At 40.7% G+C, this 24386-nt stretch carries 23 protein-coding genes; 9 read left to right on the top strand and 14 right to left on the bottom strand.

Annotated elements, in window-relative coordinates:
* Window positions 1-3 precede the first annotated feature (3 nt).
* The 3 genes from EHQ47_RS01095 to EHQ47_RS01085 are packed head-to-tail and all read right to left on the bottom strand — an operon-like array spanning window position 4 to window position 1977.
* Complete coding sequence (locus EHQ47_RS01095; RefSeq protein WP_135749439.1) at window positions 4-486, bottom strand: DUF2505 family protein; 483 nt, start codon at window positions 484-486, stop codon at window positions 4-6.
* Window positions 486-1250 carry a ferritin-like domain-containing protein gene (locus EHQ47_RS01090; protein ID WP_135776374.1) on the bottom strand — a complete coding sequence of 255 codons (765 nt, stop codon included), beginning with the start codon at window positions 1248-1250 and terminating at the stop codon, window positions 486-488. The genes EHQ47_RS01095 and EHQ47_RS01090 overlap by 1 nt, the downstream gene beginning before the upstream one ends.
* 58 nt (window positions 1251-1308) lie before the next feature.
* Complete coding sequence (locus tag EHQ47_RS01085) at window positions 1309-1977, bottom strand: lysoplasmalogenase (protein WP_135749437.1); 669 nt, start codon at window positions 1975-1977, stop codon at window positions 1309-1311.
* A gap of 65 nt (window positions 1978-2042) precedes the next feature.
* Between EHQ47_RS01085 and EHQ47_RS01080 the strand changes: the two genes are divergently transcribed.
* The 4 genes from EHQ47_RS01080 (at window position 2043) to meaB (ending at window position 7521) form a co-directional block, all read left to right on the top strand.
* Window positions 2043-2351, top strand: coding sequence for a hypothetical protein (locus tag EHQ47_RS01080; RefSeq protein ID WP_004788068.1), 309 nt, complete (start codon window positions 2043-2045; stop codon window positions 2349-2351).
* A 1-nt stretch (window position 2352) separates the two neighbouring features.
* Window positions 2353-4164 (top strand): methylmalonyl-CoA mutase family protein, encoded by a 1812-nt coding sequence (locus EHQ47_RS01075; protein ID WP_135776373.1) that lies wholly within the window; start codon window positions 2353-2355, stop codon window positions 4162-4164.
* A gap of 1 nt (window position 4165) precedes the next feature.
* Window positions 4166-6304, top strand: a complete 2139-nt coding sequence (scpA, locus tag EHQ47_RS01070; RefSeq protein ID WP_135749435.1) for a methylmalonyl-CoA mutase — start codon at window positions 4166-4168, stop codon at window positions 6302-6304.
* 104 nt (window positions 6305-6408) lie between these two features.
* The gene (meaB, locus tag EHQ47_RS01065) at window positions 6409-7521 is read left to right on the top strand and encodes a methylmalonyl Co-A mutase-associated GTPase MeaB (protein ID WP_135749434.1); all 1113 of its coding nucleotides are present in this window, start codon (window positions 6409-6411) and stop codon (window positions 7519-7521) included.
* Window positions 7522-7944: 423 nt separating this feature from the next.
* Here the strand turns inward: meaB and EHQ47_RS01060 are convergent, their stop codons facing one another.
* The 5 genes from EHQ47_RS01060 to EHQ47_RS01040 all read right to left on the bottom strand — a co-directional run bounded on the left by EHQ47_RS01060 (window position 7945) and on the right by EHQ47_RS01040 (window position 15408).
* On the bottom strand, window positions 7945-8586 hold the full coding sequence (locus tag EHQ47_RS01060) for a response regulator transcription factor (protein ID WP_135749433.1): 642 nt from the start codon (window positions 8584-8586) through the stop codon (window positions 7945-7947).
* Window positions 8583-9824, bottom strand: coding sequence for a sensor histidine kinase (locus tag EHQ47_RS01055; RefSeq protein WP_135749432.1), 1242 nt, complete (start codon window positions 9822-9824; stop codon window positions 8583-8585). Before EHQ47_RS01055 ends, EHQ47_RS01060 begins: the two co-directional genes overlap by 4 nt.
* Before the next feature lie 50 nt (window positions 9825-9874).
* The gene (locus EHQ47_RS01050) at window positions 9875-10237 is read right to left on the bottom strand and encodes a PilZ domain-containing protein (protein ID WP_135749431.1); all 363 of its coding nucleotides are present in this window, start codon (window positions 10235-10237) and stop codon (window positions 9875-9877) included.
* A gap of 74 nt (window positions 10238-10311) precedes the next feature.
* A complete protein-coding gene (locus EHQ47_RS01045) occupies window positions 10312-13515 on the bottom strand; it encodes an efflux RND transporter permease subunit (RefSeq protein ID WP_135776372.1) in 3204 nt (1067 codons plus the stop codon).
* 12 nt (window positions 13516-13527) lie between these two features.
* Window positions 13528-15408, bottom strand: coding sequence for a hypothetical protein (locus EHQ47_RS01040; protein ID WP_135776371.1), 1881 nt, complete (start codon window positions 15406-15408; stop codon window positions 13528-13530).
* Between the two features lie 106 nt (window positions 15409-15514).
* Between EHQ47_RS01040 and EHQ47_RS01035 the strand changes: the two genes are divergently transcribed.
* The 3 genes from EHQ47_RS01035 to EHQ47_RS01025 are packed head-to-tail and all read left to right on the top strand — an operon-like array spanning window position 15515 to window position 19240.
* A complete protein-coding gene (locus EHQ47_RS01035; protein WP_100745034.1) occupies window positions 15515-16174 on the top strand; it encodes a MotA/TolQ/ExbB proton channel family protein in 660 nt (219 codons plus the stop codon).
* Window positions 16175-16185: 11 nt separating this feature from the next.
* Complete coding sequence (locus EHQ47_RS01030) at window positions 16186-16827, top strand: energy transducer TonB (RefSeq protein ID WP_135749428.1); 642 nt, start codon at window positions 16186-16188, stop codon at window positions 16825-16827.
* Between the two features lies 1 nt (window position 16828).
* Entirely contained in the window at window positions 16829-19240 is a 2412-nt protein-coding gene (locus EHQ47_RS01025; protein ID WP_135776370.1) for a fibronectin type III domain-containing protein, read from the top strand.
* Between the two features lie 32 nt (window positions 19241-19272).
* Here the strand turns inward: EHQ47_RS01025 and EHQ47_RS01020 are convergent, their stop codons facing one another.
* Window positions 19273-19683 carry an acyl-CoA thioesterase gene (locus EHQ47_RS01020; protein WP_135749426.1) on the bottom strand — a complete coding sequence of 137 codons (411 nt, stop codon included), beginning with the start codon at window positions 19681-19683 and terminating at the stop codon, window positions 19273-19275.
* Between the two features lie 116 nt (window positions 19684-19799).
* On the opposite strand from EHQ47_RS01020, the gene EHQ47_RS01015 reads away from it, so the two are divergent.
* Window positions 19800-20390 carry a TetR/AcrR family transcriptional regulator gene (locus tag EHQ47_RS01015; protein ID WP_135776369.1) on the top strand — a complete coding sequence of 197 codons (591 nt, stop codon included), beginning with the start codon at window positions 19800-19802 and terminating at the stop codon, window positions 20388-20390.
* On the opposite strand, the gene EHQ47_RS19945 is transcribed toward EHQ47_RS01015, so the two are convergent.
* From EHQ47_RS19945 to EHQ47_RS01000, 3 genes are read right to left on the bottom strand one after another with little or no spacing between them, the layout of a single operon-like run.
* Window positions 20380-20637 (bottom strand): LA_0364 family Cys-rich lipoprotein, encoded by a 258-nt coding sequence (locus EHQ47_RS19945; RefSeq protein WP_135749424.1) that lies wholly within the window; start codon window positions 20635-20637, stop codon window positions 20380-20382. The two genes, EHQ47_RS01015 and EHQ47_RS19945, sit on opposite strands and share 11 nt — an antisense overlap.
* The gene (locus tag EHQ47_RS01005; protein WP_135776368.1) at window positions 20634-22046 is read right to left on the bottom strand and encodes a UTP--glucose-1-phosphate uridylyltransferase; all 1413 of its coding nucleotides are present in this window, start codon (window positions 22044-22046) and stop codon (window positions 20634-20636) included. Before EHQ47_RS01005 ends, EHQ47_RS19945 begins: the two co-directional genes overlap by 4 nt.
* Before the next feature lies 1 nt (window position 22047).
* Entirely contained in the window at window positions 22048-22413 is a 366-nt protein-coding gene (locus EHQ47_RS01000) for a hypothetical protein (protein WP_135749422.1), read from the bottom strand.
* 115 nt (window positions 22414-22528) lie between these two features.
* On the opposite strand from EHQ47_RS01000, the gene EHQ47_RS00995 reads away from it, so the two are divergent.
* Complete coding sequence (locus EHQ47_RS00995; protein WP_135776367.1) at window positions 22529-23377, top strand: esterase/lipase family protein; 849 nt, start codon at window positions 22529-22531, stop codon at window positions 23375-23377.
* Between the two features lie 86 nt (window positions 23378-23463).
* Here the strand turns inward: EHQ47_RS00995 and EHQ47_RS00990 are convergent, their stop codons facing one another.
* A complete protein-coding gene (locus tag EHQ47_RS00990; protein ID WP_135694211.1) occupies window positions 23464-23910 on the bottom strand; it encodes a four-helix bundle copper-binding protein in 447 nt (148 codons plus the stop codon).
* Window positions 23911-23983: 73 nt separating this feature from the next.
* Window positions 23984-24355, bottom strand: a complete 372-nt coding sequence (locus tag EHQ47_RS00985) for a hypothetical protein (RefSeq protein ID WP_135776366.1) — start codon at window positions 24353-24355, stop codon at window positions 23984-23986.
* Window positions 24356-24386 lie beyond the last annotated feature (31 nt).

The following is a 24386-nucleotide window of genomic DNA, read 5'->3' as shown; positions in this document are numbered from 1 at the left end:
TACTTAGGATTCAACCCCCAAAAATTTGGCGATGGATTTTCTGTCTTTTTCTAAACTATGTTTGTGAATTTCTTCAATTGCTTTTTCCACAATCGGAGAGACAAATAGAAGACTGGAAACCACATCCACATCATACGAACGTTTGGACTCCGCCCCATCCGCTTCGTATTTACTTTTCCCTTTGATCACGAACACATTGTCTTTCCCTGGAGGCGCAATTTTGAACTCGTGAGTGTTGGTTGTAATGTCAAAAGTGGATTCTTCTAAAAGCGAAAGGTCATTGAGGGCTGCCGAAAGTACGGCAGGCATAGATCCTTCCAAACTTACCTTTCGTTTTTGACGAATGATATTCCCCTCTTTCGTTTCTTCTAGTAGAGTTACATTTTTCAAATCAGGAAACTGATCCAAATGTTTGTATCTTTCCTCTCTCGCATGAAGAAGTTTTTCAAGGGGAACGGGAAATGAATGGGTAACTTGGTATTTCACTATTTTTTCTTACCTTTCTTTTTTGCAGGTTTTGATTTTGTCACCGCTTTCTTTACAACTTTTTTCACTGCCTTTTTAGCGGCTTTTTTCACCGACTTCTTGTTTGCTGGTTTTGCAGCTGGTTTAGAAGTTTTTTTAGCAGATGGTTTTGTTTTTGCGGTTTGTGGTTTTGGTGATGGTTTCGAGACTTTTGGTTTAGAAGCAGCTTTTGCAGAACGATTCACCTGCTCCATCAGTTCCTCATCTTCCCAATAGAAAACTTGGTCAGCAGGTGTCGACTGTTCCATAGCCATTGCTTGGGCTTCTAACAATGAATTGTTGGATTCATTAAAATTTGCTAATTTTTGAAATAACAGATTGATTTTTGGATCTTGGAATTTGTTCCGAATGGTAGCGTAAAAATTACGCGCATCTTCCCCTTCTCTAATGGCAAGTTCGATCGCTTTTCTTTCGTCTGCTTTGACTTCTTCGTTTTTGTTTCGATCAAGCCTGTCCATTACCTTCTGGATGGTGGAGGAATGAAACTTCTCAATTTCAGAAAGTTGTTTTAAGTTGGGAAGTTCTTTCCCTTCCGCACTTTTATAGATTTCTTTGATGAATTTAATATGTTCATCACCATCTAACGCAAGTTGGCTGAACAATTCTCTAATTTGACCTTCTGGTAAACTTTCTGAAAGTTTTAGATAAAAATTGAAACATTGAACCTCATGTTCAATCGCAGCTGCAACTGCTTCAATAAAGGATGTTTTTTTTAGTGATTTCATAATCCCATTCCCTGGTTATTCAAAACCATAGATACGATACTCTCGTGTTTCAAGTGAATCAAGTATTTTTCACTGATTGTACATCCAACTCTTCCGCCTTTGTGGCTGAGTAGATGAGGACCTGAGCGATATAATACGTTACCATAATTCCCATTGATGCAGTGAATCTGTCCATTTCTGGTTTTAGAAACATCGAATAGGCAATGATGGAGTCAGAAAGGATAAAAACCAAGGCACCCAAAAGGCCTAAATAAAATGGTTTGGAAACTGAATTCCTAGCAGCTGCTCGCCATCCCATAAGACAAATCGCTGAAATATAAACCCCTACTGGAATGAGAAGAGCACCTAGTTTTGGCACAAGAACAAGAAAGAAGGAGGAACCAAATAGTAAAAAGGGAATGGCTAGGATAGGTTTGATTTTCGAATCCAAAGTGAAGGCATAGGAATAAATCAACTGAGCGATGAGAAAGGAACCAAGGCCAAATACAAAAAAACCTTCTTTGGGAAGAGCAAGGAAACTATCTCCAAAAAGAGAAAACACAAGTCCTACAGCCACCAATTTCCCACGTTTCCCCAAACTAGGGAAGTAACGGAAGAGTGCTACAATGAGAATCAGGATGGGAATGATTTTCGAAGGGAGATAAAAAACATCCTGTTTTGTGATCGTAGCGATCGCAAGCAGATGCACAATAGAATAGAGAACAAACAAAACAATTTCTTTAGCCATATTTCTTACTTTACAGGGAGATCATTCTCGAGATTTCATCAGATGAAAGCCCGAGTGATCAGCCTATGAAACAAACACGACCCTTGTCCATCCTTTTCTTAATCTGTCTCCTTTGGACCCAGACTTTATCTGCTAGAGAAGTTCCTTCTGGTGGCGAAATGTTGATCGATTTGATTGTAGCGCGACCTATGGGTCTTGCCGGTACGGTGCTTGGGACTGCGGCCTTTATTGTTGCCTCCCCTTTCACACTACTATCTGGAACTTTTTTACAGTCAGGTAAACGTCTTGTTGTTTATCCGGCAAAATTCACCTTCACACGTGGGTTAGGCGACTTCCCAGGTTATATGGAAGATTACCAAATCGTAGAGGAATAAATTGAACGAATTTCTATTTTCAGACTTCCCTGAAGTTTCTACTGAGGATTGGAAAAACCAAATCCTAAAAGATTTAAAAGGTAACCCTTGGGACAAGGTCACTTGGGAAACAGAAGAAGGTTTCAAAATCGAACCCTTTTATCGCAAAGAAGATATCTCAGACCTCCCTCGAGTATACAAACGAACCAATGGTTGGAATGTCACAGAAACCATAACCTCCGAATCCGAACTGACTGATCTTTCCAAAAAAGGAGCCGATGCCGTGATTCTTATCTCCCAAGGGGAGAATGGGAAATTGCCTGGCTTAAAGATTGGATCTTCTAATGACCTAGAACGATTGGTTGGCCTTACTGGGAATCTTCCCTTGGTTGTATCTCTAGAAGAAAAAACACCAACCTTCTCCGACTCATTAAAGAAATTTACTTCTTCGCATAACACTGTATTCAGTGACTTTGACCCATATGGATCCGCATTAAAAAACGGAGAACTAGGAACCGAAGAAAACTCAATAGGTAAAACATTCGCTTCGCTTGCGGGAACCAAAGGGTTTTCCGGAGTGGGAATTCATAGTTATTATTTGAGAGATGCAGGTGCATCCATTGGCCAAGAATTAGCTTATTCTCTCTCTTGGGGTGTGGATTATTTAAACCGTCATCTTGATGCAGGTGTGAAAATTGAAGATGCGGCAGCCAATGTTTGGTTTTGGATGGGAATTGGTTCTGATTATTTCACAGAAATCGCAAAATTCCGTGCATTCCGCATCCTTTGGACAGAAATCTTAAATGCTTACCAAGTCGGACTTGGGGAATCCCTTCCTGCACTGATTGTCGCAAGAACCTCCAATTTTCAATTCACGGCATATGATCCTTATGTCAATATGTTACGTGGAACCACTACTGCCATGTCGGCGGTAATGGGTGGGGCAGACTTTGTTACTGTATTACCATTTGATTCCGAATACTCCGCACAACAAGAGTTAGGCAAAAGAATTGCAAGGAATTCACAACTTCTACTTCGTTATGAATCCTTCCTCGACAAGGTAGAAGACCCTGCAGCAGGTTCTTATTACTTAGAAGTGCTTACAAAAAAACTATCTGAATCGGCTTGGGCCAAATTCCAGGATTTGGAGAAAGATGGTGGGTTTGGAGAAGCACTCAAAAAAGGAACCATCCAAAAGGAAATTTCTACAAGAGCCAATCAAAAAAGAAATGCCCTTGCCAACAAAAAAGAAATTTTACTGGGAACCAACCAGTATCCCCTCGCCTCAGAAAGACATCCAGAATTAAAAAGTTCTTTAGAAGTTACGAAAGAAAATATCAATACCAAAGGACAAACCAGTTACTTGCGTCTTTTGCCGGTTCGTCTTTCCTATGAATTTGATAAGTGGAGAAATCTCACAGATAATCATGTGGCTTCTGGCAAAAAACTTCCCAAAGTATTTTTACTTACGATTGGGGATCTGACCATGCGAAAAGCTCGTGCTGGTTTTAGCTCCAATTTCCTCGGTTGCCTTGGATATGAAATCATAGACAACTTAGGATTTTCTTCTGTAAAAGAAGGGGTCACAAAGGCAAAAGAAGAGGGATGCGAAATCGTTGTCCTTTGTTCGTCTGACGAAGAATATGCGACCTACCTTCCTGAATTTGCCGCGGAGATGAAATCCCAACTCACCAATTCTTGGAAACTTCTGGCAGGATACCCAAAAGATCTCATCACCCAAGCAGAATCACTCGGAATCGACGACTTCATCCATATGAAACGAAACATCGTGGAATTTATGGAAAAAGCCCAAACCAAATGGATCGGGAAATAAAATGAACAAACCTAATTTTTCAAAAATCCCTCTTTCTTTCAGTTCTCCTCAGCCGGATTCCAAATCCATTTCGCTTTGGCAAACGGCAGAAGGGATCTCCATCCAATCTCGTTATGCGAAGACTGATTTGGAGGGAATGGAACACCTAAACTACGCGGCGGGAATCCCACCTTACTTACGGGGTCCCTATTCCACCATGTATGTGAATAAACCCTGGACCATCCGCCAATATGCCGGATTCTCCACAGCCGAAGAATCCAATGCCTTTTACCGAAGAAACTTAGCTGCTGGACAAAAGGGACTTTCCGTTGCCTTTGACCTTGCCACTCACCGTGGTTACGACTCTGATCATGACCGTGTGGTGGGAGATGTGGGAAAAGCCGGTGTGGCCATCGATTCGGTTTTGGATATGAAGATCCTCTTCGATCAAATCCCTCTCGACCAAATGTCTGTTTCCATGACTATGAATGGTGCCGTGATCCCAGTTCTTGCCTTCTACATTGTGGCGGCAGAAGAACAGGGTGTATCCAAAGACAAACTCTCCGGTACCATCCAAAATGATATTTTGAAAGAGTTTATGGTGCGTAACACTTACATTTACCCACCGAAACATTCCATGAAAATCATTGCCGATATCTTTGGTTATACTTCCAAGTACATGCCTAAGTTTAATTCGATATCCATTTCGGGTTACCATATGCAAGAAGCAGGTGCCACTGCGGACTTGGAACTTGCCTACACACTCGCCGATGGATGGGAGTACATCAAAACAGGAATTGCTTCTGGACTTTCTGTAGATGAATTTGCTCCTCGCCTCTCTTTTTTCTGGGCAATTGGAATGAACCATTTTATGGAGATTGCCAAGATGCGTGCGGGAAGGCTTCTTTGGGCAAAGATTGTGAACCAGTTCCAACCCAAATCGACTAAGTCTTTGGCTCTACGGACACACTGCCAAACATCGGGTTGGTCTCTCACCGAACAAGATCCTTTCAACAACGTAGGAAGGACTTGTATCGAAGCGATGGCGGCAGCTCTTGGGCACACACAATCCTTACATACAAACGCACTAGATGAAGCCATTGCCCTCCCTACCGACTTCTCGGCAAGGATTGCACGAAATACACAAATTTATCTCCAAGAAGAAACCAATATCCACCGAGTCATCGACCCTTGGGGTGGTTCCTTCTATGTAGAAAAACTCACAAACGATTTAGTCCACAAAGCTTGGGCCCTGATTACCGAAGTACAAAAGTTAGGTGGAATGGCGGAAGCGATTGAAACTGGAATTCCTAAGATGCGTATTGAAGAAGCATCTGCAAGAAAACAAGCCCGTATCGATTCTGGAAAAGATGTGATCGTGGGTGTGAACCGGTTCCGCTTGGATAAGGAAGCCCCTCTTGATATTTTAGACATTGACAATACTGCCGTTCGGATTGCCCAAATCAAACGTTTGGAACAAATGAAAAAAGATCGAGATAACACAGCCGTAGAAGCTGCGTTAAACGCTATCACCAAATGTGCAGAAACAGGGAATGGAAATCTCCTCGAACTTGCAGTGGATGCTGCCAGAAAAAGAGCTTCTCTTGGTGAAATTTCTTATGCAATGGAAAAAGTATTTGGGAGGTACAAAGCTGTGATTCGTTCCATCTCTGGAGTGTATTCCTCTGAAATTTCCGAAGACAAAGGGTATATCGAAGCAAGGTCCCTCGCCGATGAATTTGCAAAACTAGAAGGACGCCGCCCAAGAATCATGGTGGCCAAAATGGGCCAAGACGGACATGACCGTGGCGCCAAGGTGATCTCCACCAGTTTTGCTGATATGGGCTTTGACGTTGATATCGGGCCTTTGTTCCAAACACCGGCTGAAGTCGCCAAACAAGTAGTAGAAAATGACTGTCATATCTTGGGTGTGTCCTCTCTTGCTGCTGGTCACAAAACCCTTGTTCCACAAGTGATTGAGGAATTAAAAAAACTGGGTGCAGAAGATGTACTCGTGGTTGTGGGTGGGGTGATCCCTGCACAAGATTACGACTTCCTCTACAAATCAGGAGCAACTGCTATTTTTGGACCGGGAACTGTGATCTCAGAAGCTGCCAAACAAATTCTGAACATACTCCTTGGCGAAAGAAGAGCCGCCTAAGTTCAAAATTAGACAAGGGGCTTATCCCACCAAACACCGATTTGCTGAAAAAACCCTTCAGCAGATTGGTGTCTTTTAGGATCTTTCACAAAGAATCAACTAATATGGAAACACCAAACGAGGACATTGGCAAAAAGAATCAGGATTCCGATATTGCGAATCCCAAATCGGCACTTTCTGTCAACCCCGGTGTCGCCGATGCCCCAGCCATTTCTCCTTACATCCGTGACCAAAGAAAAACTCTTAACCGCAAAGAAATCTCCGTAGAGGAACTAGCGACAGGAATTCTTTCTGGGAACCGCACCCATCTTTCCAAAGCCATCACTCTTGTAGAAAGTAATTTAGAAGCACATAACGACAAAGCCCAAGCCATCTTAGAGCTTGTGATGCCAAAAGTGGGAAATTCCATCCGGATGGGAATCACAGGTGTTCCCGGCGTTGGGAAGTCTACCTTTATTGAAAGTTTTGGAAGTTATCTCCTGGAACAAAACCATAAACTTGCGGTCCTTGCCATTGATCCCAGTAGCCAACGTACCAAAGGTTCCATCCTTGGTGATAAAACAAGGATGGAAATTCTTTCCAAATCAGAAAATGCCTTTATCCGGCCCTCACCTAGCAGTGGTTCTTTGGGAGGAGTTGCTAGAAAAACAAGAGAGTCCATGTATCTTTGTGAGGCAGCAGGGTTTGACACCATCATTATCGAAACTGTGGGAGTAGGACAATCCGAAACCCAAGTCCATTCCATGGTGGATTTCTTTTTATTACTCATGCTTGCCGGTGCCGGAGACGAACTCCAAGGGATCAAACGGGGAATTATGGAAATGGCTGACCTCATTGCTATCAATAAAGCGGACGGGCCCAATGAACCCTTTGCCATGCGGGCCCGGGTCGAATATGAATCGGCCCTCCACCTTTTCCCGGCTCCCGAATCCAAATGGACACCAAGGGCCACCACTTGTAGTGGGATCGGAGGAAAGGGAATCGAAGAAATCTGGAAGTTGGTTTTAGATTATATTTCGACTACAAAATCAAACGGGTATTATGTGAAGAATAGAGAAAACCAAACCCGGATGTGGTTTGAAGAAACTCTAAGAGAAGCGGTTTTAGAACAGTTTTTTATGCGCCCAGGAAAAAAAGAGGCCATCCTAGAATCGGAAACAAAGCTGATGTCGGGCCAATCCACACTCTTAAAAGAAATCAAACGTTTGATGGACTGAAAAAAAAATACCACCGTGGTCTCGAACACGATGGCACTTGCACCAAGCAATGGAATGTTAAATGGAAATTCTACGCTATTCGCCAGCCAGGGTAGGACAGACTGGGATTCTTCAGATAATGCTAACAGAGACGAGAGTCGCTGTCTATCTACCAAATGGTATAAAAAGGAAAGAAAGGAACCTTCCCGAACGGGTGTTTTTGTTTTTTGGATTTCCCTTTATAAAACCCAATTCATCAGAAATACAAGCGCTAAGTACACTCCAAACCATAAAACTAGCCTTAGTTTGATGAGGAGAGCAGAGATCCAATGAATCGATTCTAGTCGCATTTGTTTGTATTCTGGTAAGTTGATGAGATAGTATAACCAAGTTTTCAGTCGGTGTCCATTTACCAGATGGTATAAATTAGAATTTTATATCCCTTTAAAAAATTCCAAATTGGCGAGCTTTTTTTAGCATTTGCACCCGAGTATTCACCTGAAGTTTTTTGTAGATGGCTTTGATTTGTTGGCGGACAGTTCCAACAGTTGTTCCAAATAAAGAAGCAATCTGGTTTGGGTTGTCCCCTTCTACAATCAGTTCCAAAATTTGTCTTTCTCTCGGAGTGAGAACTTCAACGCCAACCCCAGAAGGATCGGAAAAAGTCTGAGGTTTTCGAAAACTTAACAATACTTTTGCGGCAATCGAAGGCGAAATCACACTTCCCCCTTCCAAAATGGTTTGAATGGTCTCTGGAAGAGAGTCCAACTCTGATTTCCAAATATACCCAGAAGCTCCATTCCGAAGTGCTGAAAAGATAGCGTCATCCGTTTGTAAGGCGGAAATCACAAGGCTTTTTCTCGATTCCACTGTATGGTAAGTTTTGAGTACATCAATTCCACTCATACCAGGTAGTCCAATGTCCAAAATGAGCAAATCCCATTCCCTAGATTGTCCATTCGTCCAAAAATCTTCAGCTGAATTCCAAGTAACCAAATTTAGATGAGAATTTTGTTTTAAGACACCGCATAACGATTGTAAAAAATCTACATTGTCTTCGATGATACCGATGGAAATAGATTTCATATATGAAATAAACTCATAGGAAGTTTCATATGAATCTGGTATGGAGATTCTATTATGGTAAGGTCACCATTTAAAGATTTGATTCTTTGGTGGAGGCCTCGTTCGCCAATTCCTGATTCATTCCATTCTTGTTTGTTAGGATAAATATCCAAACCCTTTTCATTTCCGTTCGATTTTTCTAGTTCTGTGACAAATTGGAATACCATATGATCTGGTGTTCTATTAATCTTCCATTCAGAAGTCCCGTTTCCATGTCGTAAATCATTGGTTGTCACTTCTTTGAAGAATTGAAGGATATGATGGGCTACCTCGGGATCGGGAATTTTGATCATTGTCTCATCTCCTATGGAATCCCATTTTAGGTTTATCGTACGACCAACAAGTTTGTATCGTTTTTTGACTAAAAGTTTCAATCCGTCTAACAAAGATTCTTGGATCAAATCTCTTTGGTCTTCTTCTTGGACTTGCGTACGTAAGGATTGAAGTGCTGACTCTGAAAGTTGCCTTAATTTTTGTAATTGAATCTCTGTGATCTCAGTCGGTTTTTTTTCGATTTTTTGAGTGAGTAAAACTAAATCCGTTAATTGCGAACCTAAACTATCATGGATGTCTTGGAAAAATGTTCTCCGTTTTTCTTCCAATAACATCCCACGATAAGCGGCAATGTAACGAGTGCGAAACCACCAGTGGTTTAAAAAAAAGGCAACAAGGAACAAAGGGAAAATGGTGGACATCTCCCGCCAGGTTTCCATCGGAATGACAGTTTGGTTGGCAAAGTACACCCGAATGATATAAAGCAAAAGTACGATAGACCATTCTAAAATGTACTGCCAAACAAGGCCTGGATAAAAGAAAGAGGAAGTGGCAAGTAAGGCGGTGATGGTAAGCCAATTCCTTGGATCAAAATAAGGAATGGTAGGATCATGAAATCCAGTTTCAATTTCTACCAACACCAAAAGAAAAAAAGTCAAACGGACAATGACGGGAGCAAAACCAAAAAACCTTCTATAAAAAAAGGAGGTCAATACCAAGAGAATACTAAATACAAGTTGGATGGCTGATAAAATACAATTGGTTTGGTCTAACGCATTCCATTCCAAATACACACTTTGGAGATACGCCAAACAATAAGCGAATCCAAGAAAATACAATTTGCTGATAATCTCGGAATATACGGCGAGTAGAGAAATCGGTTCGAGGGGAATCCCACGAAAAAGGACAAACAACCTTTGCAACATTGGTTTGTTACCTACAAATCAATTGGTGGAGGTGGTAAGAGGAAATCAGATTAAACTGCTAATCGAGCAATATGTTCTAATAATAATTTTTGATCATCATCAAACATTTGGTTGAATTCAAGACCTACTTCATAAAAGGCCCCTTCGCCAAATTCTTCCAATCGTACAACCTTTGCCTTAGGATACAAAACGTATTTCACATCAGGGAATCTTAATTCTAATTCCAATCGAGTTCCAAGTGGCATTGGTTCTTTGGTGCGAAACAACAGTCCCCCTTCGGAAATGTCTTGGGAATCCCCTTCTCCTTTGTCTTTTGGTAAAAACTGAGAAGAACCGGCTCCCGATTGGATCACTCGGTAGGTGAGATGGACTTTTTCGGAGATTCGTTTGTAGATTCGGCGTTCGCTGGACATGATAGCAAGAGAACGCCGAATTCAAAGTTTGGGCAAGTTTAAATTTATGCCTGAGAATTTCCTAGGATCAAGGTTTAGTCCTCTAAATCCTCAGGGCGAATTTCATAATCAGGGCGGAAAGCACCTTCAATTTTTTCGCGAATACGGTCAATGTACCCAAACACGGCAGGCACCACAATGAGAGTGATGAGTGTAGATAAAACAAGACCACCAATGATCGCAATCCCCATAGCAGTTCTTGATTTGGATGCTTCTCCGATCCCCAAAGCAATTGGCAAAGTTCCTGCAATCATCGCAAGGGAAGTCATAAGGATCGGACGTAGTCGTTTTGATCCTGCATCGAAGATCGCTTCGTCCCGAGTCATCCCATGTTCTTTCATCGCAAGCATTGCATGGTCCACAAGAAGGATGGAGTTTTTGGCCACAAGTCCCATAAGGAGGATGAGTCCAATCATACTGAATAAATTTAACATCTCACCGGTTAGAGCGAGAGCAAAGAAAGCTCCCGAAATGGCTGGAGGGATGGCAAAAAGGATTGTGATCGGTGTGATAAAAGACTCATAAAGAGAAGCTAACACCAAATAGATGAAGATGAGAGCCATCCCGAATGCAAGGACAATGTTTTGTAAAAGTTCCTTAAAGTCTTCCGATTGTCCTACAAAGGTATACGTAATTCCTGGAGGCGGTGGAAGTTTTTCTTTTAGAATCTTTGTGGCTGCTTCCGAAGCCGAGGCAATCGCTCCACCTGGTGCCAAGTTTGCATTGATAGGAACGACCCGAGACCTGTCTTCCCGAATGATCCGTGCAGGGGAACTACTTTCTTTTCCATCCGCTATGGCATTCAGAGGAATGAGTCGGTTTTGGATATTGGGAACTCTTGTTTCATAGAAAGACTTACGTAAGTTTCTTTGGTCTTCTTTCAAACGAAGTCTTACATCATATTCAATTCCATTTTCCAAATACTTGGCCACTTCCCCACCTTCGATATGGTAACGAAGTTCGGCTCCCATGACCCCGGCCACAACCCCAACGGTTTGCATTTTGGATCGGTTTGGTACAACTTGGAATTCAGGTTTCCCTGTTCTGTAAGTTGTGTCCACATCTGTAAGATCTGGGATTTTTCGTAATTCTTCCATAACTTTGAAAGAATATGCTTCTAAGTCTTTTAAGTTTTCACCCTTTAAGTTTAAGTTGAATGGATATTGAACTCCACCACCTATCGCCGAATAGTCGTTCACTTTCGGTCTTGCTTGTGGGTATTGTTTTAGGTATTCGCGGATTTGGTCTTTGACATCACCTGTAGTGCGTTTGCGGTATTCGGAAGGAAGGAGTGCCACACCAATGGTTGCAATATTGGATTCACCATCACTATTTCCCACAACCGTTGCCAAAAGTTCCAACTCAGGAACCGTTTTAATGATGGCATTTTGAATTTCTTTCACCACTTCCGCTGTCCCTTGTAAAGAAGTTCCTGGAGCCATCTCCACATTGACCATAAACTCACCTTGGTCGTTTGCAGGTAAGAAGGTCTTTTTCACAAAGGCGAGTGAAAAAATACTAGTAATCAATGTAAGGAAGGTTAACAAAATCACAGCCCAAGGTTTTTTTAGGGCAAATTTCATAATGATTCCGTACATTTTGTCCAGAAAATCTTGGAACTTATCAAAGTTACGAAGGACAAAATTTTTCTTTTTATGGATATCCGTTTTCCCTGCAAAATAAGCAGATAACATTGGTGCTACGGTCAAACCATCAAATAACGAGATGATCATCGCAAAAACAACGGTGAGTCCAAACTGTTTGAAAAACTGACCTACAATTCCAGATAAAAATCCAATGGGTAAAAATACTGCAATCACCGTTAAGGAAGTTCCAATGACGGCAAGGGTTACCTCTTCCGTTCCTTTCCTTGCCGCAACAATCACCGATTCACCTTCTTCTAGTTTGCGGAAAATATTTTCCCGAACCACAATAGCGTCATCCACAAGAAGTCCCACGGCAAGAGAGAGGGCAAGAAGGGTCATTACGTTCATGGTAAAACCCATTGCATACATAATGATAAAGGCACCTAACATAGAGTTGGGGAGTGCCATTCCGGTAATTAAGGTGGAACGAACGTTCCCAAGGAAAAGATAAACAACAATAACAGCAAGTAAGATCCCAAGGATGATGGCGATGGTCACATCTTCAATATTAGCCCGAATCCATTTGGATCCGTCCCGAATCAGAATGACCTTAGGTGCTCCTTTTAAATCTTTGATTTGTGCGTTGATGGTATCAATTTTTCCGAGGATTCCATCGGCCACTTCTACGGTGTTGGCACCTGACTGTTTGTACACATCCAAAAAGAGAGCAGTTTTCTGGATTCTTTCTTTTTTGGGTGGTTCATATTTGAATAATAACTTCCCAATGATGGAAGGTTCTTCGTGTTCTTCTGCACTAATCGGGGCATATAACATACCCAATGTTTGGCGGTCTTGGAGAGTGTCCTTCACTTGGCCAAGGTCTTTGACTAAAACTCCTCGCCCAAACTCTCCACCGAAGGAAACTACCGTGTTTTCAATTTGAGATAAGGATTCATACTTAGCAACGGTCCGAAAGGAAGTTTCTTTATCACCACCTTCCACCTTTCCTGCCGGAATGTTTACACCTGAGTTTTTGATCTGGTTTCCAATGGCGATGGCTGGGACTTGATAGGAATTGATTTTGTTACGATCTAATTCAATGTGAATTTCCCGACGAGAACCCCCGATGATTTTCACCGCACCAACGTTATTCACCTGCTCTAGTTTGGTTTTGATTTTTTCTTTTGCCAAATCATAGAGTTCACCTTCTGGTAAATCAGCAAAAAGAGAAATCCTCATGATCGGTTGGTCCGAGGGATCAAACCTCTGGACAAGTGGTTCTTTAGAAGATTCAGGGAAAAGAGGTTTGACTCGAGCGGTTTTATCCCGAACTTGTTGTTCCGCGTATTTGATATCAGTGGTTAAGTTAAATTCTGCAAACACCATCGAAATTCCCTCTTGGTTTCTCGAGGTGATTCGTTTGAGACCAGAGATAGAACTGAGTTCCTCTTCCAATGGTTTGGAGATGGAGGTTTCGATTTCCTCAGGCCCAGCACCTGGATAGACAGTCGAAACCACGACAAAGGGAATATTGATGTCAGGGAAAAGGTCGACACCGATTCGTTTTAAGGAAATAAATCCCGTAATCACCATAATGATGACTAACGAGGAAATGAATATGGGGCGTTTGATCGAAAAGGAAGCAATACTCATAAAATTTTTTCTCTATTTGAGCAATTTATATTCTTGGAGACAAGCAATACCGGAACTCTCTCTGTAAGTAGACAGTAACGTTGACTTACTATTCAAGATTTTTGTTCGATTTTCAAATTTTTCTTCTACAAAACTATCCGGACAAACATCACTCAATAAAAGAACGGAATCAAAATCTGTCCATTCTTTCCATCGGTATTTGTTATCGTTTCGTACCATCCCTTGTTTATAGGTCTTGAGTTTCATCGCAAGATCGAAATCCGAGGCAAGAACTCTACCTCGTGTATTGTATTTTTCTTCAAAATGGAAGGCATTGATGAGAACGTACTTTTTCTCAGGTGTTATCTGTTCGGCGATCTCTCGTGCCGGTTGGAAATCACCAACATTCATCCCACGATAACAAAACATTTTTGTTTCATAAAATTTCCCAGACAAAATCCCTTGAGAGTATACCGAATTCGAAAACACAAACAGGGAAGTGAGTAGGAAAACGGAAACAGAAGCCAATTTTTCTATTTTTGTCTCAGCTAACTCGTACAAACGCAAGATCCAAAGAAAACTCATAAGCCCGATGGCAGGGATAAACTGAAGTACATGTCGTGGTTGTTTATTTCCTGTTGTTACTTCTAGAATGAGAAGTTCCAAAAACAAAATCACTGTCCCTGCCAGAAGTGGATCTTTTAATTTGGTTGGAAATTTGGTTCCCGATCGGAACAAAAAATAAAGAAGGGATAAAACAGAAAAGATAATGAGAGTTCGAAACCCCCAGATAAAATCAAAAACCCCTGGCACGGAAGGATCAAGTCCTGGTTCTGTCCAAAGTGTTAAGAAAAAACTACGAGTGTAGGCATTCACAATCATTTGGGCATCGATGAGGGCATTGACCCGGTCTGGGTTCATAAACAGCCATAAAAAGGCTGGAAAAATTGCATAAATCCAAAGGACCACAGCTGTTTTCGGAAATACTTTTTTGATTTCATCTCTTTTGCGGAAAAAATAAACGGACAAATCAACAAACAATAGAAAGGTGATCCCGAACATAAACTGTTTGAATCCCTTTTGGTTGAGATTGATTTTTGTAACCACTCTTAACACTGGCAAAGAAAATACCATAAGCACTACAAAAACTAAATATACGAGTCTTACACCTCTAGCATAATGTTTTAACAAATATACCAAAACATCTTTGTACTTGGATGGAGACCTAACTAACTCATAGGCAAAACATGCCATAAAGAATAAAATTCCATATGGATACTTAGTAAAATAAAAACCAAATAAAGAAAAGAAAACGAGCCACTTAGTCCCTGAATCAATCTCTGATTCTCTGTTGTCCACATCATACAAACGATAAATTGCGTAGATGGAAAACAAAAGAAAAAACATGGATTGAGTTTCTAACATGGAAGAAAGAGAATATGCAGGTACTTCTCCTGTTTGGATGGTTAGGATAAAAATGAGTCCTGAAAGAATCCCTGCCCATAACAAGGATTTTGTGATTCTGAAAGAGATAAATACCAAGCCAGGATATACCAAAATTAAAAAGAATAGTCCTAAAAAAGAATCCCTATAGGTTTCGTATGCATCTATTGGCAAAAAAAGTGTAACAAAAGTTAGGACCGAACGAAGCGGAGGCCAAGTTGGACTTTCCAAAAATGGCATTATCCCTCGAAACCAACTTCCGTTTCGAAAATCGACATACTGATCCAGGACCTGATTGAGCCGAATGTTCTCATCCCAAGACAAAAAATCTTTGTTGGGGCAAAGGTTAAGAAAAGTCTCCCATGACTTTGTAGCATAGAACACTACCAGAGAAATACCAAAAATGATGAAAATGAACCCCAAAACACTGGGAAGAATGTTTTTTGCCTTCATACCAATCCTTGGAATCATTCTTTCTCCTAGGTCGGCTTGGAATCAACCGAAGTTCTTTTTCTGCAATTTTTCTCTTTGATTACAGTCCAAGGTAGAGAATTCTGTCCGTTAGAAGGTTCCAAAAATGCAAGATTTCGTAGACCTTGGGGAAAAAATCATCTTCCTCGTTATGTTATTTGCGAGTATCCTCGCAATTGCCGTATTTATCGAAAGGTTAATTGTTTATAAACGTAATTTTAACAAAGAATCCGAGTCACTTCTGGATTCACTCACTCTTCTCATCCGCCATAGAGACTTAAAAGGGACAGAAAAACTCCTAGAAACCCATCCTATGGAAAATTCCTACACTCGGTTCATACATTTTGTTTTGGAACGAGAAAAGGAAAACCACAAAGGTCTAGAAGAGCTGATGGAAGGGAAAATTTTGAAAGAAAAATTGGGACTGGAAGAAAGACTCCCCATTCTCAACACCCTTGGAAACAACACTCCTTTCATTGGACTTTTGGGAACTGTCCTTGGTGTCATCAAAGCCTTTTATGGTCTTGGTACTCTTGGAAACTCGGGAGCGGAAGTGGTGATGCGAAGTATCTCTACTGCCCTTCTTGCTACGGCCGCTGGACTTGCTGTGGCAATCCCCGTGGTGATGGCAAATAACTACTTCACACGTAAAATGAAACTCATCATCGGACACTTAGAAATTCTATCTAAAGAAATCCATGCCAGTTTTATCACGAGTGGAAAACACAACCAGTCCTCTAGTTCTACACCGAATATCCACCACTAGAAGATCATTCCATGAAATCATTTACATTGTATCTGCAATACAAACTGAGACGGTTCGGACTCTTTCGGGCCAGTCTCTTTGCTTCCGTGGGATTGCATGTATTTTGTTATTTGATTTATTTTATACTCACACTTCCTAGTAATGCTGCCTTCCAAGAAACTTCTATGGAAGATATGGATGTTTCCTTTGAAGAAATTCCTCCCGAACTCATAGGAGGAACTTCGAGCCCTGCCCCTGTCGAAAAACAAGAATGGGTGGAAGGATCAAACAAAGATGCAGAAGAAAAACCTGATAACTCCGACTTAAATCCCAACCAACTCTCGGGAAATGGAACAGACAAAGATGGGTATTTATTTTCCTTTAATGGAGATCGTCCTCCCACTCCTATCATTGACTTTGATTTAAAAGCTTATTTTCCAGAAGCCGCCAAGGCAGCAAATATCAGCCAAAAGACAGTCGTGGTGATGGTGCAAGTGGACGAACATGGAGTCTTGCAAGGTGTCAAAATTGTTTCTGGTAGAGCTGGATATGGATTTGATGAAGCTGCCATTCGCATCATCCAAAGAGCCCGTTTTTCTCCTGGATATGATAAAGGGAAACCAACTCGGATGGCTCACAGGCTTCCTATCAGTTTTGATTTAGAAGAGGACTGAAATGTTACGGAACAACAAACATCGAATTGCGATTGGAACTATTTTTATCGCATTGTCCCTTATGATGATTGGGTTTCAATCAAAACCAATTACCGGAAAAACAGAATCCAAATCTTCTTCCCGAAAATCAGGTCTTATCCCCGATCCTTTTGAACTCTATCAAAGTATCCCACCTTTCCGTTCCGAAAGAACCAGTTCCGATTTATCTGGAAGTTTTGAGTTTAGTAACGAATTCCCCGCACCTTCTGACCAAGGGATCCACAAGGATAACGTAGGTTATACGGTTGGTTTCGGACTGATTTCTTATTTAGAAGCTAAAAAAAAGGGAATTCGTAACCTTTCCTCTGTTGCACCTAGTTCAGCAAATGGACAAAAGGTTTTATATTCACCTAATTTTATTTACAACCAACTGAATAGTGGAAAAGACCAAGCTGTTTCTCTTTTGGATGCGCTGGTTCTTGCCGAGAGCAGAGGTTCTGTGACTTTAGAACAGATGAACGAATCCTCGTCCAGCTTTCGGACAAGACCCAAAGCAGACATAGTCGAATTAGGAAGAAAAGCAAGGCTTCGAAGAATTTATCGAATTGAACCACATGATCTGACTACCATCAAACTAGCATTAATCGAAAAGAAACCAGTTCTCATTGGATACTTGGTATATGAAAACTTTCGTGATCCAAAACCAGATACAGTTTTTGAAATAGGGACAGGAGAAATTTTAGGAGCACAGTCTCTGGTGATCTTAGGTTTTAATGATAAAAAGAAAGCATTCAAAGTATGGAATTCTTGGGGAACAACCTGGGGAGACCAAGGGTATTTATGGATATCTTACGATACTTTTCCTAAATATACAAAGTCTGTCTATGTTGCCGATTCCGAAACAGAAAACGAACTTCTAACACAGAATAAACTAAACAATGCATTAGATACACTTGATTATGGGGAACACAATCTTTTCCCACCAAAAGAGGTATTTGCGTCCCGAGGTGATTTTTCAGATCGCATTCGAATCAGTTGGTCTAGAGAAAAACGGGCTATCGGTTATGAAGTGTACCGCAAACGAAAAATCGACAGCAAATACCAATTAGTAGGACTTTCTAAACAAGCCTTCTTTGAAGATTTTGGAATCCAAAAGAATACGGCATACAATTACCGAGTGGCAAGTTTGGATGAAAACTTTCTATCAAAAGCTTCTCTTGACTCAAATGACGGTTATGCGGTCGACCCAACGAAACCGGCTGGAATTCTCCCTGTGACAAACCTACGAGCAACCGTAGCACCTACAAATGATCGAATTTTATTGGAATGGGATCCGCAACCCATCTCTACCACTTATGCTATTTATAAATGGAATCCAATGGCAAGAATCTACCGATTTTTGGGCAAAACCGAAAAAACATCTTATATCGATTTAAAAGCCAGTCGCAATGGAGATAGCGAAATCTACCAAGTTGTTCCAGAAAAGAACCAACTGATTGGCGAAGCCAGCTATTATGTTTCTGCGCATTTAGATCCTTCCGAAGTGTTGAAACCAAGACCAAAAAATCTAACAGCTTCCAAAGGTTTGTATGCAGGAGCAACCATTCTGCAATGGGAAGGTTCTCCTAGTGCGATTGCATACCATATCTTTCGCAAAACAGATGGTTCATGGAAAGAAATTGCAAAAACAACAGATCTCCAATTCAAAGATGATGAGTCTTATCAAAAAGAATCCTTTTATGCTGTTGCTTCTGAATTTGAAGGAAGTTTGTTTAGCCTTCCATCGGAACCAGACATTGGGTTTCCATCACTGGTAGCAGGTAGATCCTCTGGAATCAAATCCCCTGAATTAAATGTTTCAGAGAATCGAAAGACGAGCGAATTTTTATTCAGTTGGAACCCAATTCCTAAGGTAACTTCTTACAAAATTTATATGCGTAAAAAAAACGATCCGGAATGGAGTCTTGTCAAAGAAACTTCTGATACCAATTTCAAATTACAAAATCTAACCAAAAATCAGTTTTATTTTTTCGCCATCCAATCTGTTTCCAAAGGAATTGGTGAAAGTTTATTTTCAAAACCTGTTACTTCGGTGATTTCAGAAACAGTGGTTGATTTAAAGAAAGTCAAAACCTTTGGAGAGTCCGCCATACAGAAGTTTGTTGGTCCTTGGACTGCCATGTATTGGGACGGTAAAAACAAAGTAAAACCAGTCCGTTTGACCATTGAAGCTGAAGATGTAGAAGGAAACATCATCATGAAATGGAATGAAAATGAAATTTTCCGTGGCAAAAACATAGTAGATTCAGACCTACTGGAAGAAAAAGGGAAATGGAAGATTAAACTATCACCTAACTATGATTCCCTTTCTGGTGAATTTGAAGATAAAGTTTTAGTTCCAGAAAAAAGCCAACTGTCTTTTATTCGAGAGTAATTCATAAATAACTGAGAGGATTTCCCAGTTATTTATTTGCCTTCATCGGATTTAAATTTTTCTAAAAATGCCTCTGGTAGTTTCCAAGGCCTGTTTTTTTCAAAATCAAAGAAAAGCGCAGAGAATATTGCCTCACAGACAAGTGCTCCATCTGAAACTCGAAACATATTTTGCACAACCTTTCCCTTGATCTTTGACATCTCACGAAATCCTGTTTCAATACGAACGGCATCGGGATGACGTAGAGGTTTGTAATAAGATAGTTCGGCCTTCACCATCACTGGCCCAACCTTCTTTTCACGCATTTCCTGGATCGAGAATCCTTCGTTTTCTAAGGCCTGGATTCTTGCTTCATCAAAATAGGATTGGTAAATTCCATTATTGACATGGCCATTGGCATCCATATGGCTCCAAAGGACGGGGATTTCTGTGGTGTGAGGCATGGGTGGCTCCTGGTTAGGGCTAGGTTCCGGTAGACCATTCTGTCTGTAAATTAAAAAACAGACAGAATGGTTCGTAAGAATTGACACCCCACCCCCAACCACCATACTCAAACTCCATGAAAGGCTCTCCACGACACCGAATCCTCGAAATCGCCAAAAAAAGATTTTACCAACAAGGATACTACCATACCGGGATCAACCAACTCATCAGAGAATCAGGAACAGCCAAAGCCTCTTTCTATGACCATTTCCCCTCCAAAAGAGATCTGGGGATTCGGGTCATCCAAGCATACGGAGCTGATGTTTTGATTTGGTTTCGCCAAATACTACGCGAATCACCTTCTCCTAATGATTTTATTGCTGAACTTTCTAAAGCCGTAATTATACAAATGAACGAAGATGCTTCTTATTACCAAGGTTGTCCCATTGCAATTTTTTCCTGCCAATTCCCGATCGGCGAACAACCGTTTAGTGATGAATTCAAGTCCATCGCCTTTCGCTGGGAAACATTGTTTGCTATGTATATTGCTAGATGGAAATCAAATGGATTATTAAAAGAAACAACGGATCCTATGGAAATGGCGAGAGACTTAATAAATCTTTACGAAGGAGCTCTCATCAACTGGAGGATTTCTTTGAATGAAGTGTATATAAAACGAATGTTTGCTCAGATGAAACAAGTTTTTGATCCACAGGCTAAAAAATAGTGCCACTTTCACAATTTTTGCGACAAGTTTTTTCTAAACCCAAACAACTTCCGACAATTGCTGTTAGATCTTGAGTACTATATTCAGTACTGTTTGTGGCCACCTTGTAAAAGGCATCATTTCGGAGAAAACACGCCCCTTCTATCGTTGAACACTTATTACGCTCATAACAAGCGGAACGAAAGGAAAATGGAGCTCCACAACTGAAAACAAACAATAGAACACAAAAAAATAAATTCTGTTTCATAAAGAAATTGTTTCGTTTTCAAATTCCTTACGATCCAAGGAAGAAATCTTTTTTAACGCACCAGATTGATTTTGGAAAGTTACCTTCCCTTTAATAGAGATCGGAACATCAAATAAAATCTCTCCCGATACCTTCAGTTCTTCGCAATAAAGTAAAGATGGATATTGTTGGAAGAGATGATCGAACTGGTGAATTTTTTTATAATATGTTTCATCCAAATGAACCAACACTTCACCAAAACCTGCGGTTTTTCTTTCCTTTGTCATCGTGAGAGAAAAATCATCATTTAAAACATAGGCATCTGACCTACGGATCAAATAATCCTCTGTTTTTTTTACGGGTGCAAACCGATCTCTAGGGATAATGATGCCTTTGAATCTTTGAAAATTCCCAACGGCACTTCCCATTGCTGTTTCTAATTGAATGACTGATTTCCCATCCACCTGTTTAGGATTGACAATGAGTGATAAAGAAAAGTTTCCTTGGCTAAACCTTTCTTTTAAGGCTTTTAAATTGATCCAAAGATTGTTTGTTGAGAAGGTTCTAAATTTTCCAAGCCCACTAAATTCGTTTTCATGTTCTTTGGGGACTTGTGCTGTTTCCAAAAGCTCATACTTAATAAACTTTCCACCAACAGTTTTGCGGTAGATAGCTCCACCTTTTTTGTCTGCTAATGTTTTAGGAGTCATCTCCATCGCAAAATGAACGTTTTCTTTTAGAAGATAACTCACAATATGTGGATCAACGGTAGCTCCTAAGTTATCTCCATTCGAAAGGAAGGCAATTTCATAACCTTTTGAAAGTAATTCATCCAAAATTCCTTCCTGGACCATAGTAAAATAAATATCACCATGTCCTGGTGGGCACCAGTTTTCTTTTTCATTTTTGTTTTGGATGGGAGCAAAGGTTTCTGCATCTAACCTTGGCACTTTGTTTTGTAAAAAACTTGTTCGGAGTGTTTGTTTAAATCCGTTTTTTTCTAATTCCTCTTGAGAGTCTTTTTGTGTATTATATGAATCCATAAAAAGCAGAGGTACATCGATTCCAAACTCAGAACGAATGAATTCAATTTGTTTTGCCATGACCGCAAGAAAAGACATCGAACCTTTGATCGGAATGAGGGACTTTGCTTTGTCTAGACCCATACTTGTCCCAAGTCCTCCATTCAATTTGATCACTACGAGTTTGGATAACAAACTGAGGTCAGTAGGATAAGAAGAATGGATGGATTCTAAGGAAATTTCATCGGTTTTGGGGTCTAAATCTCCTACTTCTTCCCAATTCACCATTCCAGTTTCACCGTTTCGCACGGCATCTACCTTAGTGATAAAATCGGCTATGAAGGCATCCGTAAGACCCGCAGCTTTCATAGTTTCTCTGATCAATTGGTCCGATTTTTGTTTATCCATTTCACTTCCCTTCGTGTGGTTCCCCAAGTTCGATCCGATGGGGCTCTTCCGAGATCCCCGGATTCCATAAAAAAAATACGAGGAGGTTGCGACCTTCTTCTTTTGGCACAGCCACAGTCTCTTTTCTTTCGTATTTTGGCATAAAAACTTCGAAATTGTACATCCAGTACTTTCCCTTTTTTCTCGTCACTTGCCGAATCCCTTGTTTCAACGGATCTTTTTTTGTGAGTTTGCCATAAGGGAGGGGGTACTTTGTTTCCCAAATTTGGGGTAAAAGTCTCGCTGCCTCATCATAATTTCCGGGTTCCGCGAGTAGTGTGGCAGGAAAAAACCCAAAAAGAAAAATAATTAAGAAACTATGACGCATACGATTCTAAAAGGCAATCCTATGCGAGTACGGTTATCGGTCAATTCAGGAATTCTTCTGGCGCTGGAATTGATTTTCATAGACAAGAATTGAGTCAGACAGAATCATTTAATTCATGTTTCGATTCATAGAATATCTGGAACGTTTTTGGGCGTTGTTGTCGTTTTACCTTCCCAGTCATTTGTTTGTAGAGAACAATAAGGATAAAAACATTTTGATCGTTCCTGGGTTTCGGGCTGGACGTTCCTATTATTCGAGACTCAAATCCAATTTGGACAATTTAGGATTCAAAGTCGGAATTCTTTCGACTCTCCGAGATCCTCTTTCTTTGGAAGAAGCGGTCCAATACCTCGCAAGCCAGATCCTCACAGCACCTAACGAAGTCACTTTGATTGCACACAACACGGGCGGACTCCTTGTTTTGATTTTACCAGACGAAGCTAGACGAAAGGTGAAACGCCTCATCACTCTCGGAACACCTTTCCATGGTTCTGACAGGTTTACCAACACTAGACAATCGTATTGGGGCTTTGAATCGGATTGGGTGAAAACAAATTATAAAAATGCACTCTTCTTTCCCCTCTTCCAACCTCTTTCTGCCATTGAAGATTTTTCCTTTCCTCCGCAAGAAAGCACGGAGTTCGGCCAAGGCAGAGACCTATGGTTTGACATCCCTGGAAATTATAACTTAGTCAGAAGAAACGAAAACATTCGGACACTCAGAGAATTTTTGGGTACACCAAAAGATAGTATTGCCATCCAATCGGCACCTAAAGCGAACCCAGAGTTTGCCGTTCCCAAAAAGATTGAAGTGGATTTTTCTAAATACGAACCGTCTGTTTATAAAAAGAATCAAAAACAACTGGCGGCAAAAAAGAAATCATCTGCAAAAAAAGCCAAACCAACACAGAAACCAAAGCCAGTGGCCAAACCAAAACCCAAAAAAAAGGCGAAAAAACGTTAGATTTTTGATGATTTAACAAACAACTGCCCGCCAAACAGCGGACAGTTGCATATCAAGATTGATTCAATCTCTATTGATTAAATCAATTAAACTTTTTTTAATTCCTTAACACAAGCAAGGCAACTATCTCGGCATTCTTTACAAATCGCATGATGATTTGCATGTTTGTCACATTCTTTTGCACAAGCTTCACAAACCTCAATACATAAGTTAGCTAACTTCTTTGTATATGCAGAGGATTGACTTGCAAGTTTTACAAAGGAATCACATAAACTAATGACTTCTCTTGTACTAGTTGCACAAGCCGCCATAGATTTATCCCCTTTTCCAAGCTCTGTAAGGCAATGGCTGAGGCAATCCTCAGCAGAAAGTTGGCAGTGCATGGCAGCCATCATTGCTTTGGAATATTTGGATTTTCCTGCAGAGGAAGTTGTCATAGTTGAATGGTCATGGTCTTCTGCGGAAAGTGTGGATAAAATTCCAGAAACGGCAACTGCCATCCCTGCTTTTTGTAATAATTCTTTGCGATTCATATCGTATAACCTCTGTTAAAATTTAAAAACAAATAAATTAAAAATCACTTCACCTAGAATAGGTGTGGTGATCTCAAATCAGAAGCCGGATCGTTTTTGTGGGAAAATAAGGAGGAGAATGACGATGGCCAAATACAAACCACTTTGTGGACGAATCATGAAGGAATTGTGGTTTTAAAACGGAGAACCCGTTCCAAACCACAAATTTCATCTGCTTCCAAATCGGGGAATCTGTCCCACTGGAAGATTGAAGTTCTTCGTGTGTGATAGGGCATTCACAAGAATTTGCCTCATCCTCTTTGGAATCAGCGGTTTGGTGGCAAGGCGGAACGGATGCCCGCTCCACAAATTTTTCTGCAGAAGTACAAAACCCAAATACGGATGATTTACACCCTAAATAAGCGAGAAAAATTAGAATGAATCCAATGGCAAACTTACGTTTCATACTCTTCTGCTACAGTGCTTAGACGATTCTA

This window comes from Leptospira bourretii, assembly GCF_004770145.1.
In the GTDB taxonomy this organism is placed as follows: Bacteria; Spirochaetota; Leptospiria; order Leptospirales; family Leptospiraceae; genus Leptospira_A; species Leptospira_A bourretii.
The sequence above is the reverse complement of the archived record's forward strand: the minus strand, read 5'-3'. Positions and strand labels throughout refer to the sequence as shown.

Excerpts from the sequence above, each read along its gene's own strand:
- meaB (WP_135749434.1), top strand. The coding sequence starts at position 6,409 with ATGGAAACACCAAACGAGGACATTGGCAAAAAGAATCAGGATTCCGAT.
- EHQ47_RS01050 (WP_135749431.1), bottom strand. The coding sequence starts at position 10,237 with ATGTCCAGCGAACGCCGAATCTACAAACGAATCTCCGAAAAAGTCCAT.
- EHQ47_RS01080 (WP_004788068.1), top strand. The coding sequence starts at position 2,043 with ATGAAACAAACACGACCCTTGTCCATCCTTTTCTTAATCTGTCTCCTT.
- EHQ47_RS01040 (WP_135776371.1), bottom strand. The coding sequence starts at position 15,408 with ATGATTCCAAGGATTGGTATGAAGGCAAAAAACATTCTTCCCAGTGTT.
- EHQ47_RS00990 (WP_135694211.1), bottom strand. The coding sequence starts at position 23,910 with ATGAATCGCAAAGAATTATTACAAAAAGCAGGGATGGCAGTTGCCGTT.
- EHQ47_RS01015 (WP_135776369.1), top strand. The coding sequence starts at position 19,800 with ATGAAAGGCTCTCCACGACACCGAATCCTCGAAATCGCCAAAAAAAGA.
- EHQ47_RS00995 (WP_135776367.1), top strand. The coding sequence starts at position 22,529 with ATGTTTCGATTCATAGAATATCTGGAACGTTTTTGGGCGTTGTTGTCG.
- EHQ47_RS01035 (WP_100745034.1), top strand. The coding sequence starts at position 15,515 with ATGCAAGATTTCGTAGACCTTGGGGAAAAAATCATCTTCCTCGTTATG.
- EHQ47_RS01045 (WP_135776372.1), bottom strand. The coding sequence starts at position 13,515 with ATGAGTATTGCTTCCTTTTCGATCAAACGCCCCATATTCATTTCCTCG.
- scpA (WP_135749435.1), top strand. The coding sequence starts at position 4,166 with ATGAACAAACCTAATTTTTCAAAAATCCCTCTTTCTTTCAGTTCTCCT.
- EHQ47_RS19945 (WP_135749424.1), bottom strand. The coding sequence starts at position 20,637 with ATGAAACAGAATTTATTTTTTTGTGTTCTATTGTTTGTTTTCAGTTGT.
- EHQ47_RS01090 (WP_135776374.1), bottom strand. The coding sequence starts at position 1,250 with ATGAAATCACTAAAAAAAACATCCTTTATTGAAGCAGTTGCAGCTGCG.
- EHQ47_RS01060 (WP_135749433.1), bottom strand. The coding sequence starts at position 8,586 with ATGAAATCTATTTCCATCGGTATCATCGAAGACAATGTAGATTTTTTA.
- EHQ47_RS01000 (WP_135749422.1), bottom strand. The coding sequence starts at position 22,413 with ATGCGTCATAGTTTCTTAATTATTTTTCTTTTTGGGTTTTTTCCTGCC.
- EHQ47_RS01085 (WP_135749437.1), bottom strand. The coding sequence starts at position 1,977 with ATGGCTAAAGAAATTGTTTTGTTTGTTCTCTATTCTATTGTGCATCTG.
- EHQ47_RS01020 (WP_135749426.1), bottom strand. The coding sequence starts at position 19,683 with ATGCCTCACACCACAGAAATCCCCGTCCTTTGGAGCCATATGGATGCC.
- EHQ47_RS00985 (WP_135776366.1), bottom strand. The coding sequence starts at position 24,355 with ATGAAACGTAAGTTTGCCATTGGATTCATTCTAATTTTTCTCGCTTAT.
- EHQ47_RS01055 (WP_135749432.1), bottom strand. The coding sequence starts at position 9,824 with ATGTTGCAAAGGTTGTTTGTCCTTTTTCGTGGGATTCCCCTCGAACCG.
- EHQ47_RS01025 (WP_135776370.1), top strand. The coding sequence starts at position 16,829 with ATGTTACGGAACAACAAACATCGAATTGCGATTGGAACTATTTTTATC.
- EHQ47_RS01005 (WP_135776368.1), bottom strand. The coding sequence starts at position 22,046 with ATGGATAAACAAAAATCGGACCAATTGATCAGAGAAACTATGAAAGCT.
- EHQ47_RS01030 (WP_135749428.1), top strand. The coding sequence starts at position 16,186 with ATGAAATCATTTACATTGTATCTGCAATACAAACTGAGACGGTTCGGA.